At 72.2% G+C, this 14963-nt stretch carries 11 protein-coding genes and 1 pseudogene; 4 read left to right on the top strand and 8 right to left on the bottom strand.

Annotated elements, in window-relative coordinates:
- Positions 1 to 95 precede the first annotated feature (95 nt).
- From JQN84_RS24085 to JQN84_RS24070, 4 genes are read right to left on the bottom strand one after another with little or no spacing between them, the layout of a single operon-like run.
- The gene (locus JQN84_RS24085) at positions 96 to 821 is read right to left on the bottom strand and encodes a glycosyltransferase family 2 protein (protein WP_204960834.1); all 726 of its coding nucleotides are present in this window, start codon (positions 819 to 821) and stop codon (positions 96 to 98) included.
- A gap of 5 nt (positions 822 to 826) precedes the next feature.
- Entirely contained in the window at positions 827 to 1453 is a 627-nt protein-coding gene (locus JQN84_RS24080) for a class I SAM-dependent DNA methyltransferase (RefSeq protein ID WP_204960833.1), read from the bottom strand.
- Positions 1450 to 2187 (bottom strand): PIG-L deacetylase family protein, encoded by a 738-nt coding sequence (locus tag JQN84_RS24075; protein WP_204960832.1) that lies wholly within the window; start codon positions 2185 to 2187, stop codon positions 1450 to 1452. Before JQN84_RS24075 ends, JQN84_RS24080 begins: the two co-directional genes overlap by 4 nt.
- Entirely contained in the window at positions 2181 to 3140 is a 960-nt protein-coding gene (locus JQN84_RS24070; RefSeq protein ID WP_307821415.1) for an acyl-CoA dehydrogenase family protein, read from the bottom strand. Before JQN84_RS24070 ends, JQN84_RS24075 begins: the two co-directional genes overlap by 7 nt.
- Before the next feature lie 322 nt (positions 3141 to 3462).
- Between JQN84_RS24070 and JQN84_RS24065 the strand changes: the two genes are divergently transcribed.
- The 3 genes from JQN84_RS24065 (at position 3463) to JQN84_RS24055 (ending at position 10203) form a co-directional block, all read left to right on the top strand.
- Positions 3463 to 4929 (top strand): hypothetical protein, encoded by a 1467-nt coding sequence (locus tag JQN84_RS24065; RefSeq protein ID WP_204960831.1) that lies wholly within the window; start codon positions 3463 to 3465, stop codon positions 4927 to 4929.
- Between the two features lie 276 nt (positions 4930 to 5205).
- On the top strand, positions 5206 to 8046 hold the full coding sequence (locus JQN84_RS24060) for a PQQ-dependent sugar dehydrogenase (RefSeq protein ID WP_204960830.1): 2841 nt from the start codon (positions 5206 to 5208) through the stop codon (positions 8044 to 8046).
- A gap of 51 nt (positions 8047 to 8097) precedes the next feature.
- Complete coding sequence (locus tag JQN84_RS24055) at positions 8098 to 10203, top strand: ThuA domain-containing protein (RefSeq protein WP_204960829.1); 2106 nt, start codon at positions 8098 to 8100, stop codon at positions 10201 to 10203.
- Between the two features lie 174 nt (positions 10204 to 10377).
- Here JQN84_RS24055 and JQN84_RS24050 read toward each other — a convergent pair whose 3' ends face one another.
- From JQN84_RS24050 to JQN84_RS24040, 3 genes are all read right to left on the bottom strand, one after another.
- Positions 10378 to 11970 carry an MFS transporter gene (locus JQN84_RS24050; RefSeq protein ID WP_204960828.1) on the bottom strand — a complete coding sequence of 531 codons (1593 nt, stop codon included), beginning with the start codon at positions 11968 to 11970 and terminating at the stop codon, positions 10378 to 10380.
- 79 nt (positions 11971 to 12049) lie between these two features.
- On the bottom strand, positions 12050 to 12688 hold the full coding sequence (locus tag JQN84_RS24045) for a class I SAM-dependent methyltransferase (protein WP_204960827.1): 639 nt from the start codon (positions 12686 to 12688) through the stop codon (positions 12050 to 12052).
- Complete coding sequence (locus JQN84_RS24040; protein WP_204960826.1) at positions 12685 to 13644, bottom strand: NAD(P)/FAD-dependent oxidoreductase; 960 nt, start codon at positions 13642 to 13644, stop codon at positions 12685 to 12687. The genes JQN84_RS24045 and JQN84_RS24040 overlap by 4 nt, the downstream gene beginning before the upstream one ends.
- Positions 13645 to 13742: 98 nt before the next feature.
- Between JQN84_RS24040 and JQN84_RS24035 the strand changes: the two genes are divergently transcribed.
- Positions 13743 to 14339, top strand: a complete 597-nt coding sequence (locus JQN84_RS24035) for a helix-turn-helix domain-containing protein (RefSeq protein WP_204960825.1) — start codon at positions 13743 to 13745, stop codon at positions 14337 to 14339.
- A gap of 158 nt (positions 14340 to 14497) precedes the next feature.
- On the opposite strand, the pseudogene JQN84_RS24030 reads toward JQN84_RS24035, so the two are convergent.
- A pseudogene (locus JQN84_RS24030) lies at positions 14498 to 14788 on the bottom strand (helix-turn-helix domain-containing protein); the annotation flags it as partial.
- Positions 14789 to 14963 lie beyond the last annotated feature (175 nt).

The raw sequence follows: 14963 nt of genomic DNA, 5'->3' as shown, positions 1-14963 counted from the left end.
ACGCTCCCGGCCAGGGTCCGACCGGACCCTGGCCGGGAGCGACGCCGCCCTTTCCGGGGCGCGCGCTTCGCGCGCCGCCGGTGCAGGGCGGTTCGTCACGCCACGGTGCACCCGCCGCACGGCGTCCGCTCCGGCTGCACCGTCGAGGGGGCCGTGGGCCGGTCGTCGAGGGCATCGAGGTAGCCGGCGAAGCCGTGCGGGGCCCGGCCGTCGTGGCGGGCACTGGTCCACACCGCACAGCCGGCGTCGGCGACGACCCGCATGGCCTGTCGACGACCACGTTCGACGAGATCGTGGTCCTCACCGTGGCGCAGGTCGGCGAAGCCGCCCAACCGCTCGTACGCGGTGGCGGCGCAGCCCAGGTTCGCACCGTGCACATGCCGGTGGCCGGTGCCGGTCAGCCCCTGCCGGTACCGGGTCTCGTACCGGTCACGGACCGGGGTGGCGCGGGACGCCCAGTCGGTGACCCGTACCGTCCCGACCAGCAGGTCGGTGCCGGCGCGGGCGTGCCGCAACTGCCAGCCGCCCCACCGCCGGGGCACCCGGCTGTCCGCGTCGGTGGTGGCGAGCCACAACCCCTGCGGGCCGTCGCGCAGCGCGTACGCCATGCCGGCGGCCCGGGCCCGGCCGACGTTGTGGGCCCGTACCGTCAGCACGACGACGCCGGCCCGTGCGGCGACGGCGGCCGTGGCGTCCCGGCAGTCGTCGGCCACCACGATCACCTCCGAGCGCACCGGCAGGTGCCGCAGCGCGTCGAGGACGGAGGTCAGACAGCCGGGCAGCAACGCCTGCTCGTCGTGGGCGGGCACCACGACCGCCATCCGGTTCACCACAGACCGTCGGCCTGGGCGACGGACCTGGCCGGCGGCGGCACCCGCAGGAACACGTCGAGGAGGAAGTCGGCCTCCTCGTGCCGGGCCGTCCGCGCCAGGGCGTCCACACCGGCGAGCAGCCGGTGCACGTCGTCGCCGCTGCGGGCGTGCTCGGCCACCGCCGGGCGCCAGTGCACGGCCACCAGCGTGCCGCCGGGTTCGAGCGAGTCCACCGTACGGGTCACCAGCAGATCCAGCCCGGCGTCGTCGAAGTAGTAGCCCAGCTCGGAGAGCACGATCAGGTCGAAACCGTCGTCCGCCACGGCCGGCCACTCGTCGGGGACACGCATCCGTTCCACCCGGACGTGCGGCTGCTCCGCCAGCCGCCGTCGGGCGCTCGCCACCGGCGCGGCGGCGATGTCGACCGCCAGCAGCCGGTCGCACCGCGGGGCGAGACGGCGGGTGAGCATCCCGGTCGAACACCCCGGCTCGAAGGCCGAGCGGTACCGGCGGCGCGGCAGGCAGGCCACCGTCATCTCGTGCTTACGCTGGTCGTACCAGCGGGTTTCGAAACTCCACGGGTCTTCCGCCCCGGCGTACATGTCGTCGAAGTACCCGGCCGGGGTGCCGCCTGAGGTCATGGCACGAACACCGTTTCGTAGGGACGTGCGAAGCGGGCGAGCACGTGCGGGGGCAGGATCGCGGCGTCGGCGGGTGCCGGCCCCAGCGGCAGCACCTGGCTCCGGAAGGCGTCGACCGCCGCGAGCTTGGCCGATCGGGCCGCCCCGGTCAGGTCGATCCGGCGTGCCCGGTGCCACGGCACGTCGGGATGGTCCGGCCGGGCCCAGTGCCACGTCCACACCGGGAACTCCAGCAACGTCGCACCCGTACGCCGGCAGGCGACCTCGGCGGCCCGCCCCACCGCCTCGTGGTCCGGATGTCCGTCGCCGCGCCATGTCGTGACACACCACCGCCCCGGCCTCAGCCGGCCGGTCAACGCCTCGACGAGCGCCCCCTCGTCGACGCGGCCGTCGGGATGCCCGAGATGGTCGATGGCGGTGGGGGCGACCCCGAGCAGCGCGCAGGCCGTGACCGTCTCGGCCCGCCGGATCGCGGCCAGCGCCGCCCGCGAGTGGACCGTGGAGTCCGGATGCGACGCCTCCCCGTCGGTGACGACCGCGATCTCGACGCCGCCGGCGAGCATCGCGACCAGGCCACCCACCCCGAGCACCTCGTCGTCGGGGTGCGGGGCGACCACCAGCGGCGGCACCGCCCGCACCCGCTCGTCCAGCGTCAGTACGGGCCAACCCGCCGGTGCCGGCCAGGCACGCCAACTGCTCTCGTCGGTGCCCGCGTCGACGATCGGCCTCACCATCCGGGGTCCCCGACCGCCGCCACCAGCTCACCCAGATGCGCCAGGTCCGCCTCCGCGTGGCTCTGCCGCAGATACACGGTCAGGTCGGCGACCCGGCGGGCATGGTGGGCGTCCTGACACAACGGGCCGGCCCCCAACGCCCGGCCGACCCGGTCGACGACCGTGGTGGCCGCCGCCTCGACGGTGGCCCGCACCTGGTGCGCCAACCGGTCCGCGTCCCCGGTGGGGTTCGCGTCGATCTCGTCGGCGGCGGCGAACAGCACGCCCCGGGCGGCGGTCAGGGCCGCGTCGACCGCCCCGAGGTGCGCGAGGGCGTGCGGGCCGAGACTACGGTGCCGCGCTGCGGCGTACAGCGTGTCGGCGACCCCGACCGCCCCGCCGTACCAGCACGCCGCCACCCCCAGCCCGCCGTGCCAGAAACCCGGCCGCGCGGTGTAGCAGCCGGGTCCACCGACCGGCAGCGCGGTCACGCCGTCGAAGCTGACGGTACGGCTGTCGCTGGCGGCCATGCCGACGGCCGGCCAGGTGTCGGGCAACGCGGTGACCCCGGCGGCGTCGACCTCGACGGCGAACAGCCGGATGCCGTCGTCGGCGGTCGCGGTGACCAGGGCGCGGGCGAGCAGACCCGCCCCGGAGCACCAGGGCCGGTCACCGGTCAGCCGCCACCGGTCGCCGTCGCGGGTCGCCGTGACCGACGCCGGCACGGCCGCCCAGACACCCCACGGCTCACGACGCCGGTCGGGGTCGACCGGCACGCCGAGTTCGGCGAGGATCGCCAGGGCGTCGGCGTGCCCCTCGCCCAGCCGGGCCAGGGCCAGGTCGGCCCGGCCGAGTTCGACGAAGCGCAGGAACCGGTCACGGGTGCGTCCGCCACCGGGCAACGGCAGGTCGAGCAGCCCGGCGTGGACGGCCGACCGGAACGCCGTCCCGGGGTCGTCGGCTCCGGGGGTCACCACCGGGTGCCCGCCGGACGGGACGGTCTTCCGGACCGCAGCCGCCCGGCACGGCCCGATCCGCCCTCGACCACGGGCAACGTTTCCGGACGACCGGCCGTCATCGGGGACCTCCATCAGTGCGACGCGCGGCCCGCACGGGTCGCCGCCGGAAGATGCCCCTCTCCCCCGGGACGAAACATGGCACGGCCCACAGCGCGTGACATCGGAGCGCCGGCAGGTGGCACCGCATGGTGACAGCTACCCGGCGATCTGCGGTGGTTGGACCTGTCCCGCAGGTGCCAGACTCGTGACGGTGCCCGTAGGTCGAGAGGAGCAGCGCATGGCGGTGGGCCCTCCGATGCCGGTGCACCTCACGCAGGTGCTCGACGGCCTCGCCGAGAACCCGGCCCTGCCGGCCGGGTTGATCCGCCGACTGATGCGCTACCGGCGCGGCCACGGCCACGTCGCCATGCGCGCGGACCTGACACCGGACATGATCGAGGAAATCCTCGCCTCGGACCATTACTGGCTGCTGCACTCACTCGCGCTCAACCGTCGTCTCCCACACGCTGCCCGGATGCGGCTGGCCGTCCACCCCGATGCCGCCATCCGGGCCGCCCTGGCCGTGGGTGCCCAGGACTCATCCCGCGATCTGTACCAACGGCTTCTCGACGATCCAGACCCACAGGTGAGGAAGTACCTCGCCGAGCGCGACGATCTGTCGGCCGATCTGCTCGCCCGGCTCGTCCAGGACCCGGACCCGACGGTCCGGGCCACCCTCGCACGATGGTGGACGCAGGCCCCCGAAGCGGTCCGACGGGCCCTGCTCACCGACCACGTCGACGAGGTACGCGCCGCCGCATGCTCGACCTACTACGCGCGGCTTCCCCACCCGACGCCACCACCCGACCTCGTCGCGGGTCTCCTCGCCGACCCGGTCACCCGCGCCGGGGCCGTACGCCACGCCGTCCTGACCCCGGAACTGGCCGCACGGCTCGCTGGCGACCCCGACTACCAGGTTCGCCGCCAGGTCGCCGAGCACCCGCAGTTACCCCCGTCGGTACGGGACCTGCTCGCCGAAGATCCCAGCGCGAACGTCCGCGTCGGTGTCTTCGGCCGTCAGGACACTCCCGAGCCGGTACGCCACCGCATCTACACCGACATCCAGCAGGGTCACCTCCGGCTGACCGACCTACCTGACGAACTCGACGATGTCGCGCTGCTACAGCACATCGAGGATCACGTGGCCGTCGCCGAGCTACGCCACCTGTGCCTGGACTGGGTCACCGCCAACCCGCTGCCGTACGTGACCTCGCCGTATACCTGCTTCCGACGCTCCGCGGCACGGAACCGGACGCTGCCCACCGATGCCGTCCTCCGACTGCTCGACGACCAGGACAGCGGCGTACGCACCACGATGGCCACCCACGCGCCACACCTCGTGGACCCGACGACAGCCGAACGCATCGACCGCGAATTCCGACCGGACAAGAAGACGGCCTGGCGCCCCGCCGACCTGCTCACGCTCCCACCGCATACCCTCCGCCGCCTCGCCAGCGACCCGGACCCACGAATGCGATGCCTGGCACCCCGGGACCCGGACCTTCCCGTCGAGACAGCCGAACATCTGGCCACCGACCCCGACAGCACAGTCCGCCGAGCCGTTGCCGGGCATCCCCGCCTTCCGGTCCACGTGCGTCGTGCGCTGCTCGCCGATCCAGCTGAACACGTGGCGAAGGCAGCAGCCGCCGCAGCGGCCCTGCCCTTCGACGACATGGACCGACTACTCGCCCTTGCCGGAGTCTGACCGCATCGGGCACCAACACGAGAGACCGTTCCCGTCGTCTCGGCCCGTGCCGCCACGACGGGACTTTTCGTGGTTCGAGCGAAAGTTCACCGTGGTTCAACAGAAGCCGTAGACAGCGGGATCGAAACAGCTTAATGTCTTCGCCATCACGAAGGTGTTTCGGCGAGGTGAACCGGCGGCGCGGTGATCCATCGACCCCCTCCCCCGCTACGGCATCCGGCGCGACGGCGCGCGCCCCGCCCTGGCAATCGAACGTCAGGAAGGGACGGACAGCCAGTGTCCTCACACCATGGCGCGTTCGGCCGGCGAACGACGTCGGTCAGCTCCGCACTGCTTCTGGTCGCCGCCGCCGGGCTGGTCGCCCTCGGCAGCCCGGCCCCCGCCCAGGCCCACACCATCAACCCCACCGACTTCCAGCAGGTCACCCTGGCCAGGGGCGAGCCCGAGGTCGGTGAGCCGATGACCATCGCCGTGCTGCCCGACCGGTCGGTGCTGCACACCGCCCGCAACGGCACGCTGCGGCGCACCGACGCGGCCGGCACCACCACCGTGGTGGGCACCATCCCCGTCTACACCCACGACGAGGAGGGCCTGCAGGGCGTCGGGGTGGACCCCAACTTCACCACCAACCGGCACGTCTACCTGTACTACGCCCCGCCGCTGTCCACCCCCGCCGGGGACGCCCCGGCCACCGGGACGGACTTTTCCGCCTGGCAGGGCGTGAACCGGCTGTCCCGGTTCACCCTCAACGCCAACTGGACGCTGAACACGTCCAGCCAGGTCACCATCCTGGACGTGCCGGCCGACCGGGGCATCTGCTGCCACGTCGGCGGGGACATCGACTTCGACGCGGCCGGGAACCTGTACCTGTCGACCGGCGACGACTCCAACCCGTTCGACTCCGCCGGCTATTCGCCGATCGACGAGCGGACCAACCGCAACCCCGCGTACGACGCGCAGCGCAGCGCGGCCAACAGCAACGACCTGCGCGGCAAGATCCTGCGGATCAGGGTGAACGCGGACGGCAGCTACTCCATCCCGGCCGGGAACATGTTCGCCCCGGGCACCGCGCGGACCCGCCCGGAGATCTACGCGATGGGGTTCCGCAACCCGTTCCGGATGAGCGTGGACAGGGCCACCGGCGTCGTCTACGTCGGGGACTACGGCCCGGACGCCGGCACCACCGGCACGCGCGGCCCCAGCGGGCAGGTCGAGTTCAACCGGGTGACCGGACCGGGCAACTACGGCTGGCCGTACTGCACCGGCACGAACACCGCCGCCGAGACGTACGCGGAGTGGGACTTCACCGCCGGCACCGCGGGCGCCAAGTACAACTGTGCCGGCGGGCCGACCAACAACTCGTTCCGCAACACCGGCCTGCCCACCCTGCCGGCGGCCCAACCGGCCTGGATCCGGTACGCCGGTGACGCCGGCAGCCCGGCGGAGTTCGGCGGCGGCTCCGAGTCGCCGATGGCCGGCCCGGTCTACCGCTACAGCGCGTCGAACCCGTCCACCACGAAGTTCCCACAGTCCTTCGACGGGCAGTTCTTCGCCACCGAGCTGGGCCGGGGCTGGATCAAGCCGATCCACGTGAACGCCGACGGCTCCCGGGGCGCCATCGACGCGTCGTTCCCGTGGAACGGCAAGCAGGTCATGGACTCCGCGTTCGGCCCGGACGGCGCGCTGTACGTCCTCGACTACGGCACCGGCTACTTCAACGGTGACGCCAACTCGGCGCTGTACCGGTACGACTACGTCGCCGGTGGCAACCGCGCGCCGACCGCCGCCGCCACCGCCGACAAGACCTCCGGGGCGGCCCCGCTGACGGTGAACTTCTCGTCGGCCGGGTCGTCGGACCCGGAGGGTGGGGCGCTGACCTACTCGTGGGCGTTCGGTGACGGCACCACCTCCACGGCGGCTAACCCCAGCAAGACGTTCACCGCCAACGGCACCTACACCGTCACCCTGACCGTCCGGGACCCGCAGGGCGCGACCGGCACGGCCAGTGTGCGGATCGGCGTCGGCAACACCGCCCCGACGGTCACTATCACCGGCCCGGCGAACGGCTCGCTGTTCTCCTACGGCGACACGGTGCCGTTCAGCATCACCGTCACCGACCCCGAGGACGGCACCATCGACTGCGCCAAGGTCAAGATGACCTACGTGCTCGGCCACGACCAGCACGGCCACCAGATCACCTCGACCAGCGGCTGCTCCGGCACGATCACCATCCCGGTCGACGGTGAACACGACGACGCGGCGAACATCTTCGCCATCTTCGACGCCGAGTACACCGACGCCGGTGGGCTCACCACGCACACCCAGCACACCCTCCAGCCGCGCAAGCGCCAGGCCGAGCACTTCAAGACCTCGTCCGGCGTGACCCTCTACGACAAGACCCCCGCCGAGGGCGGCAGGACCGTCGGCAGCATCGACAACGGCGACTGGATCGCGTTCGAGCCGTACCGCCTCGACAAGGCCACCTCGTTCAGCGCCCGGGTCTCCTCCAACGGCGTCGGCGGCACCCTCCAGGTGCGGACGGGTTCACCCACCGGCACCGTGCTGGGCCAGGCGACCGTCCCGGTCACCGGCGGCTGGGAGACCTTCACCACCGTCACCGGCACCATCTCCGGCGCGCCGGCCAGCACCGGCACGCTCTACCTCACCTTCGCCGGGGGCACCGGAGCGCTGTTCGACCTCGATGCGTTCACGTTCGTCACCGGCGGCACCACCGCAGGCACCGGGCCGATCGTCGGGCTCGGCGGCAAGTGCCTGGACGTCCGCAACGCCGCCACCGCCGACGGCACCCAGATCCAGATCTACACCTGCAACGGCACCGCCGCGCAGACCTGGTCGGTCACCCCGAACAGCACCGTCAAGGCACTCGGCAAGTGCCTGGACATCTCCGGCGGAGGCACCGCCGACGGCACGAAGATCCAGCTCTGGACGTGCAACGGCAGCGGTGCCCAGAACTGGTCCGCCCAGACCGACGGCACCCTGCGCAACCCCCAGTCCGGCAAGTGCCTCGACGTGTCCAACAACAGCGCCACCGACGGCCAGGCCGTCCACCTGTGGACCTGCCTGGCCGCCGCCAACCAGAAGTGGACCCTGCCGTGACCCGGCAAGCGGGGCACCCGGCACCCTCCTCCACCCGTTCGGGAGAGTGACATGCGCAGACTCCTTCGATCCGTCCTCGGCGCGGTGACCGCCGCCGCCGCGATCCTCGCCGTCCCGACGTCGGCCGGTGCGGCCGACGCCCCGTACGACGTGCTGGTGTTCTCCAAGACCGCCGGGTTCCGGCACGACTCGATCGCCGTCGGCATCCAGACCATCCGGGAACTCGGTACCGCGAACGGTTTCACCGTCACCGCGACCGAGGACGCGTCCCGGTTCACCACCGCGAACCTGGCCCCGTACGAGGCGGTGGTCTTCCTCAACACCACAGGTGACGTCCTGGACGCCGCACAGCAGTCCGCCTTCGAGTCGTACGTCAACAGCGGCGGCGGGTACGTCGGCGTCCACGCCGCCGCCGACACCGAGTACGGTTGGTCGTACTACGGCAGCCTGGTGGGCGGCTACTTCGCCTCGCACCCGGCCATCCAGCAGGCGACCGTCCGCGTCGAGAACCGGGCGCACCCGGCCACCGGGCACCTGCCGCAGACCTGGACCCGCACCGACGAGTGGTACAACTACCAGACCAACCCGCGCTCGGGTGCCCGGGTCCTCGCCACCCTGGACGAGTCGTCGTACTCGGGCGGCTCGATGGGCGGTGACCATCCGATCTCCTGGTGCAAGACGGTCAACTCCGGCAGGTCGTTCTACACCGGCCTGGGGCACACCCAGGGGTCGTACGCGGAGGCGGCGTTCCGCAGCCACCTGCTCGGCGGCATCCGGTACGCGGCCGGTCGGGCAAAGGCCGACTGCCGCCCGGAGACCGGCTACGTCACCCTCTACAACGGGTCGACGACCGGCTGGTCGCAGGCCGGTCCGGGCAGCTTCGGCAACACCGACGCCACCCTCACCTCCGTCGGCGGCATGGGCCTGTACTGGTACAGCGCCAAGCAGTTCACCAACTACTCACTGAAGCTGGACTGGCGGATGTCAGGCGACGACAACTCGGGCGTCTTCATCGGCTTCCCGCCGTCGACCGACCCGTGGTCGGCGGTGGACAACGGCTACGAGATCCAGATCGACGCCACCGACGCGGCCGACCGCACCACCGGTGCGGTCTACACCTTCCAGTCCGCCGACCTGGCCGCCCGGGACGCCGCCCTGAACCCGCCGGGCGAGTGGAACAGCTACGAGCTGCTGGTCGAGGGGGAACGCCTCCAGGTGTTCCTCAACGGACGGAAGATCAACGACTTCACCAACACCGACCCGGCCCGCTCGCTCGCCGGCCACATCGGGCTCCAGAACCACGGTACGGGCGACGATGTGTCGTTCCGCAACGTCCGGATCAGGGAGCTGGGCGGTACCCCGGGCGGCACCACGACCGTGCAGGCCGAGGCGTTCAGCTCGGCCAACGGGGTCAGCGCGTTCACCAAGGCCGGGGCCAACGGCGGGCAGACCCTCGGCTACGTCGACCCGGGCGACTGGGCCGCGTACCCGGGTCTCGACCTGACCGGGGTCACCTCGCTGCGGGCCCGGGTGGTCTCCGGTGGGGCGGGCGGCACCATCGGCGTCCGGACCGGCTCGGCCACCGGCCCGCTGCTCGGCCAGGTGGCGGTGCCCAACACCGGAAGCTGGACCACGTACGCCGACGTCAGCACCACCCTGGCCGGGGTGCCCACCGGTACGCAGACCGTGTACCTGACCTTCACCGGTTCCGGGACCGGCCTGTTCGACGTGGACGACTTCACCCTGGTCCGGGGTGGCGGCACCCCCGGCACCCCGGGTACCGGGCCGATCGTCGGGCTCGGCGGCAAGTGCCTGGACGTCCGCAACGCGGCCACCGCCGACGGTACGCAGATCCAGATCTGGACCTGCAACGGTTCCGCGGCGCAAACCTGGTCGGTCACCCCGAACAGCACGGTGAAGGCGCTGGGCAAGTGCCTGGACGTCTCCGGTGGGGGCTCGGCCGACGGCACGAAGATCCAGCTCTGGACCTGCAACGGCAGCGGTGCGCAGAACTGGTCCGCCCAGGCCGACGGCACCCTGCGCAACCCACAGTCCGGCAAGTGCCTCGACGTGTCCAACAACAGCGCCACCGACGGCCAGGCCGTCCATCTGTGGACCTGCCTGGCCGCCGCCAACCAGAAGTGGACCCTGCCGTGATCCGGTAGGTGGACAGCCCGTGCCCCCGCTGCCGGTCCGGCAGCGGGGGCACGTCGGGTCCGACGGTGGCGTTCACCGCCGCCGCGATCCGCGTACACCGGTGGTTCCCGGGTGGTGACCGGCCCCGGACCCGCACCGCCGCGCGGACGACGGGCCGGCCCTGTCAGGCCGTTGTCATCCGACGGTGACGTCGCCCGGCGACGTCGGCACGGTCACCGGTGTTCCGGGCGCGGTCCGTCGCGGGCCCCGGGCCAGGACGTATCCGAGCAGGACCGCCATCACGGCGGTCCCTACCCACATGGCCTGCTGCCAGCCATCCACGAAGGACTCCTGGGCGGCGCGGACCAGTGCGGGCGCCTGGGCACCGGCCGTGTCGGCGGTGGCGATGGCGGTGGCGATGCCCTCGCGGGCGGCTTCGGCGGTGCCGGCGGGGACCGTGTCGAGGTGGGTGTCGACGGCACTGCGGTAGCCGGCGGTCAGGACCGCGCCGAGCAGTGCGACGCCGAGCGCGGTCCCGAACTCCCGGGTGACGTCGTTGAGGGCGGACGCGACACCCTGCCGTTCCCGGGGCAGGGCGGAGGTGATGGCCTCGGTGGAGGGGGTCTGGGTGAGGCCCATCCCGAGTCCCATGGCGAGCATGCCGGGCAGGATCGCCAGGTAGCCGCCGTCGACGGAGACGAGGGTGGCCATCATGGCCAGGCCCGCACCGCCGAGCACGATGCCGGTGGCCATGGTCACGCGGGCTCCGGCGCGGGCGGCCACCCGCGGGGCGAGGCCGGAGGACAGCATCATCATCGCCGCCATGGGCATGAGCGCGAGGGTGGCGCGTAGGCCGGACCAGCCGAGGACGGCCTGGAAGTAGGGGAACAGGACGACGAAGATGCCCGCCTGGACGCCGAAGAGCGTCAGCAGGGCCAGCGAACCGCTGGCGAGGCGTCGGTCACCGAACAGGCGGACGTCGAGCAGGGGTGCCGGGTGGCGTAGTTCCCACCCCACGAACCCGACGGCGGCGACGGCACCGACGAGCAGGCTGACCATGGTCACCGGCGCGGTCCAGCCGTGCACCGGGCCTTCGTGCAGGACGTAGATGAGGGCGGTCACGGCGATCACCGACGTCAGCGACCCGGTGACGTCGAAGCGGTGCCGCGCCTTCTCGCGGGAGTTCGGGACGGCGCGCAGGGCCAGAACGGCGGCTGCGGCGACGAGGACGACAGGCAGCAGGAACAGCCACCGCCAGTTCGCCCAGTCGACGAGCACCGCGGACAGGTACATGCCGAGGATGCCGCCGCCACCGGCGACACCGGTCCAGATGCCGATGGCCTTGGAACGGTCCCCGTCGGGGAAGGTGGAGGTGATGACGGCGAGCGTGACCGGCATGATCATCGCAGCGCCGACGCCGGCGAGCAGCCGGGCGGCGATCATCATCGTGGCGGAGCCGGCCAGGCCGGCCGCCGCGCTGGCCACGCCGAACAGGGCCAGGCCGGCGAGCAGGACCGGTTTGCGGCCCACCCGGTCACCGAGCGCGCCGAGCGGGAGCAGCAGCGCGGCCAGGCTGAGGGTGTAGATGTTGATCATCCACAGGACGGTGCTCTGCGACGCGTCGAACTCGACGGCGACCTGTGGCTGGGCGACATTGAGCCCGGAGACGGAGGCGATGACCGCCATCAGGGCGACACACACCGCGAGCAGGATCGCACGGCGTCGACGCGGGTCGTGGACCGTCGCGTCGGGGCCGTTCAGGTGGAACGAGCTGTCGGGCGAGGACATGCGTGGGTTTCCTTTCGAGGGCGCAGTTCGGTACGACGCCGGGGGTGGACCTCGGTCCCGGCGTCGCGGCGACGGTGGGTCAGGGGCGGCGGGTGGCGCGTACGACGACGTCGTGCAGGGTGACCGTGCGTCCGCCGGGTCCGGGGATGCCCCGGTGGTGTTCCTCGGCGGTGTGGATCTCCCATTCCGCCACGTCCAGGCCGGCGGTGATGTCGGCGAGGGTGACCGTCGCCTCGGCGGGATGGTGGTGCCCGTGGCCGCCGGAGTGCGGCGTGTGCAGGTGGCCGACGATCAGTAGGGTGCCGCCGGCCGCCACCCATCCGCCGATGCGCTGGTAGAACGCGAGGTGCGGCATCGCGGGGTGCGCGTAGTGCGTGGCGACCAGGTCGAAGCCGACGCCCGGCTCCCAGTCGGTCAGGTCCGCCTGCACCCACCGGATCGGCGGTCCGGTCAGCCCGGCGGCGCTCGCGCGGTCGGCGGCCCGGGTCAGCGCCTCGGCGGCGATGTCGACGGCGGTGACCCGCCAGCCACGGGTGGCGAGCCAGATCGCCTCCGCGCCGGCACCGCACCCGGCGTCCAGCGCCGTGCCCGGTGCCAGGCCGGCGGTCTCCCGGGCGAGGTACGGGTTCGGCGGGTTGCCGACCATCGAGCCGGGCCCGTGCCCGGCGGTGGGCTGCCAGTGGCGTTGCCAGTAGTCCCGGTCGAAGCTGTGCGTCATCGGACGACCCCCGCGTCCAGCAGGCGGGCGACCGCCCGGTCGGTGTCCTCGGCGACCAGGTCGGCGTTGAGGTGAGCAGCGGCGCGTGCGCCGTCCGCCGCAGCCGCTCCGACCTGGGCCGACAGGTCCCTGGCGTTGCCCGCCACCCACACCCCGGGCACCGGGGTGCGGCCGGTCTCGTCGGCGGCGATGTAGGAACCCGCCGGGTGCGGTGACGCGGTGACGCCGATGCCGGCGAACACGTCGGCGCGGGCTGCCATCCGCGACGCCACCGCCACGGTCTCGACCGGTACGATCCGGTCGTCGTCGAGGCGGACCCCGGTCAGGCGGTCCTCGACGACCTCCAGCCCGGCGACGCGGCCGGTGACCACGGGGATGTCGAGCGCGTCGAGTTTCATTCGGTCCCGTTCGTCGATCTGCTGGTCGTTGCCGAAGAACCGCACGTCCTCGCTCAACTGCCGGAACAGCAGCGCCTGATGCACCGACATCGGCCCGGTGGCGAGCACCCCGATCGCCCGGTCACGGACCTCCCACCCGTGGCAGTACGGGCAGTGCAGCACGTCCCGTCCCCACCGCTGGCGCAGGCCCGGGATCTGCGGCAACTCGTCGACCAGGCCGGTGGCGATCAGTAGTCGCCGGCCGTGCAGCACGGCCCCGTCGCGCGTCCGCAGCGTGAACCCCCGTGGGGTACGCGCCACGTCGTCCACCTCGGCCGCGACGATCTCCGCGCCGTAGCGGGTGGCCTCGTCGCGTCCCTGCCGGAGCAGCTCCCGCGGGCTCAGCCCGTCCAGCGCCAGCAGGCCGTGCACCGCCTGCGCCGGCGCGTTACGCGGCGTTCCGGCATCCAGGACCGTCACCCGCCGCCGCGACCGCGCCAGGATCAGCGCCGCGCTCAACCCGGCCGCGCCGCCACCGACCACCACGACGTCCCTGACGTTCTCCTTCGGTTCGGCCATCGGACCTGTCCTTTCCGCGTCTTCGCCGGTCATGACGTGATCCTGCGACCGCTACCCGAAAACCCGCAAAGGTTCTTGCCAACTGGCAAAATAGCCGGGTGGACGAGAACGTGAACCGCACCCTCGACGCGGTCGGCCCCCGGTTGAAGCAGCTGCGGCTGCGCCGCAACATCACCCTCACCGACCTCGCCGACGAGACCGGCATCTCCGCCAGCACCCTGTCCCGGCTCGAAGCGGGCCTACGACGCCCCACCCTCGAACAGCTGCTCCCGCTCGCCCGCGCCCACAGCGTCACCATCGACGAACTCGTGGACGCGCCCCTGACCGGTGACCCCCGGATCAACCTGCGGCCCATCGCCGCCGCCGACGGCGTGACCATCCTGCCGCTGACCCGCCGGCCCGGCGGCATCCAGGCCTACAAGTTCGTCCTGCCGGCGGGCGACGACGACCGCGTGCCCGACCTGCGCACCCACGAGGGGTACGACTGGGTCTACGTCCTCAACGGCACCCTGCGCCTGGTCCTCGGCGACGACGACCTCATCCTGCACGCCGGGGAGGCCGCCGAGTTCGACACCCGCACCCCGCACTGGTTCGGCGCGACCAGTTCCGGGCCCGTCGAGTTCCTGAGCCTCGTCGGCAGACAGGGCGAACGCGCCCACGTACGCGCCGCACCACGACCGGGCACGACCGCGTGAAAGATCCAGCCGGGACGGCGACGCGGGTCGAACAGGGCCGCGGCCAACACCTGGCCCTCGACGTCACAGCGGCGACTTCAACAACACGGTCACCCGCAAGCTCCTGCACCTTGGCCACGGCAGCCCTGACGCCATTGAGGAAGTGGAACGGCGCCCCCTGGGGTGAGGGCGAGCAGGGAGCCGAGGGTGTCGATGACCCGGTGCACGGCGGGGTGCGACACCCCGAACAGGGGGCCGATTTGCCGCATCGTCAGGTTAGTGCGCCAGTACGCGGCTACCAGCAGCACTCGGTCGGCGAGGTCGAGAAACCACTGCCGGCCCAACCGGCCGTCAGCGATGGCTTCTCCGCCACGCTCGGCGACCAGCCTGACCAGTCTGCGGAACTGGGCGGGCTGCAGCCCGGTGAACGGGACGATCCACTCCGAGCGAGCCGCACTGATCACCTGCACCCGGACATGATCCACCATGGACCACCGACGGAGTTACGAGACATCCTTTAGTTCTTGGATACGGCAGAAATTCCACCCAGAGCGAGTGTGAACACGCTTGCCAGAGCCTCTCTCACATCCGGATCCCTATCCAACCGCGCCAATAAATCGAACTTCTCTGGAGCAATATCGATAG

Source organism: Micromonospora humidisoli (genome assembly GCF_016900955.1).
GTDB classification, from domain to species: domain Bacteria; phylum Actinomycetota; class Actinomycetes; order Mycobacteriales; family Micromonosporaceae; genus Micromonospora; species Micromonospora wenchangensis.
Note: the sequence above shows the minus strand (reverse complement) of the source record. Positions and strands in the feature narration are given on the sequence as shown.

Excerpts from the sequence above, each read along its gene's own strand:
- JQN84_RS24085 (WP_204960834.1), bottom strand. The coding sequence starts at position 821 with ATGGCGGTCGTGGTGCCCGCCCACGACGAGCAGGCGTTGCTGCCCGGC.
- JQN84_RS24080 (WP_204960833.1), bottom strand. The coding sequence starts at position 1,453 with ATGACCTCAGGCGGCACCCCGGCCGGGTACTTCGACGACATGTACGCC.
- JQN84_RS24075 (WP_204960832.1), bottom strand. The coding sequence starts at position 2,187 with ATGGTGAGGCCGATCGTCGACGCGGGCACCGACGAGAGCAGTTGGCGT.
- JQN84_RS24065 (WP_204960831.1), top strand. The coding sequence starts at position 3,463 with ATGGCGGTGGGCCCTCCGATGCCGGTGCACCTCACGCAGGTGCTCGAC.
- JQN84_RS24055 (WP_204960829.1), top strand. The coding sequence starts at position 8,098 with ATGCGCAGACTCCTTCGATCCGTCCTCGGCGCGGTGACCGCCGCCGCC.
- JQN84_RS24050 (WP_204960828.1), bottom strand. The coding sequence starts at position 11,970 with ATGTCCTCGCCCGACAGCTCGTTCCACCTGAACGGCCCCGACGCGACG.
- JQN84_RS24045 (WP_204960827.1), bottom strand. The coding sequence starts at position 12,688 with ATGACGCACAGCTTCGACCGGGACTACTGGCAACGCCACTGGCAGCCC.
- JQN84_RS24040 (WP_204960826.1), bottom strand. The coding sequence starts at position 13,644 with ATGGCCGAACCGAAGGAGAACGTCAGGGACGTCGTGGTGGTCGGTGGC.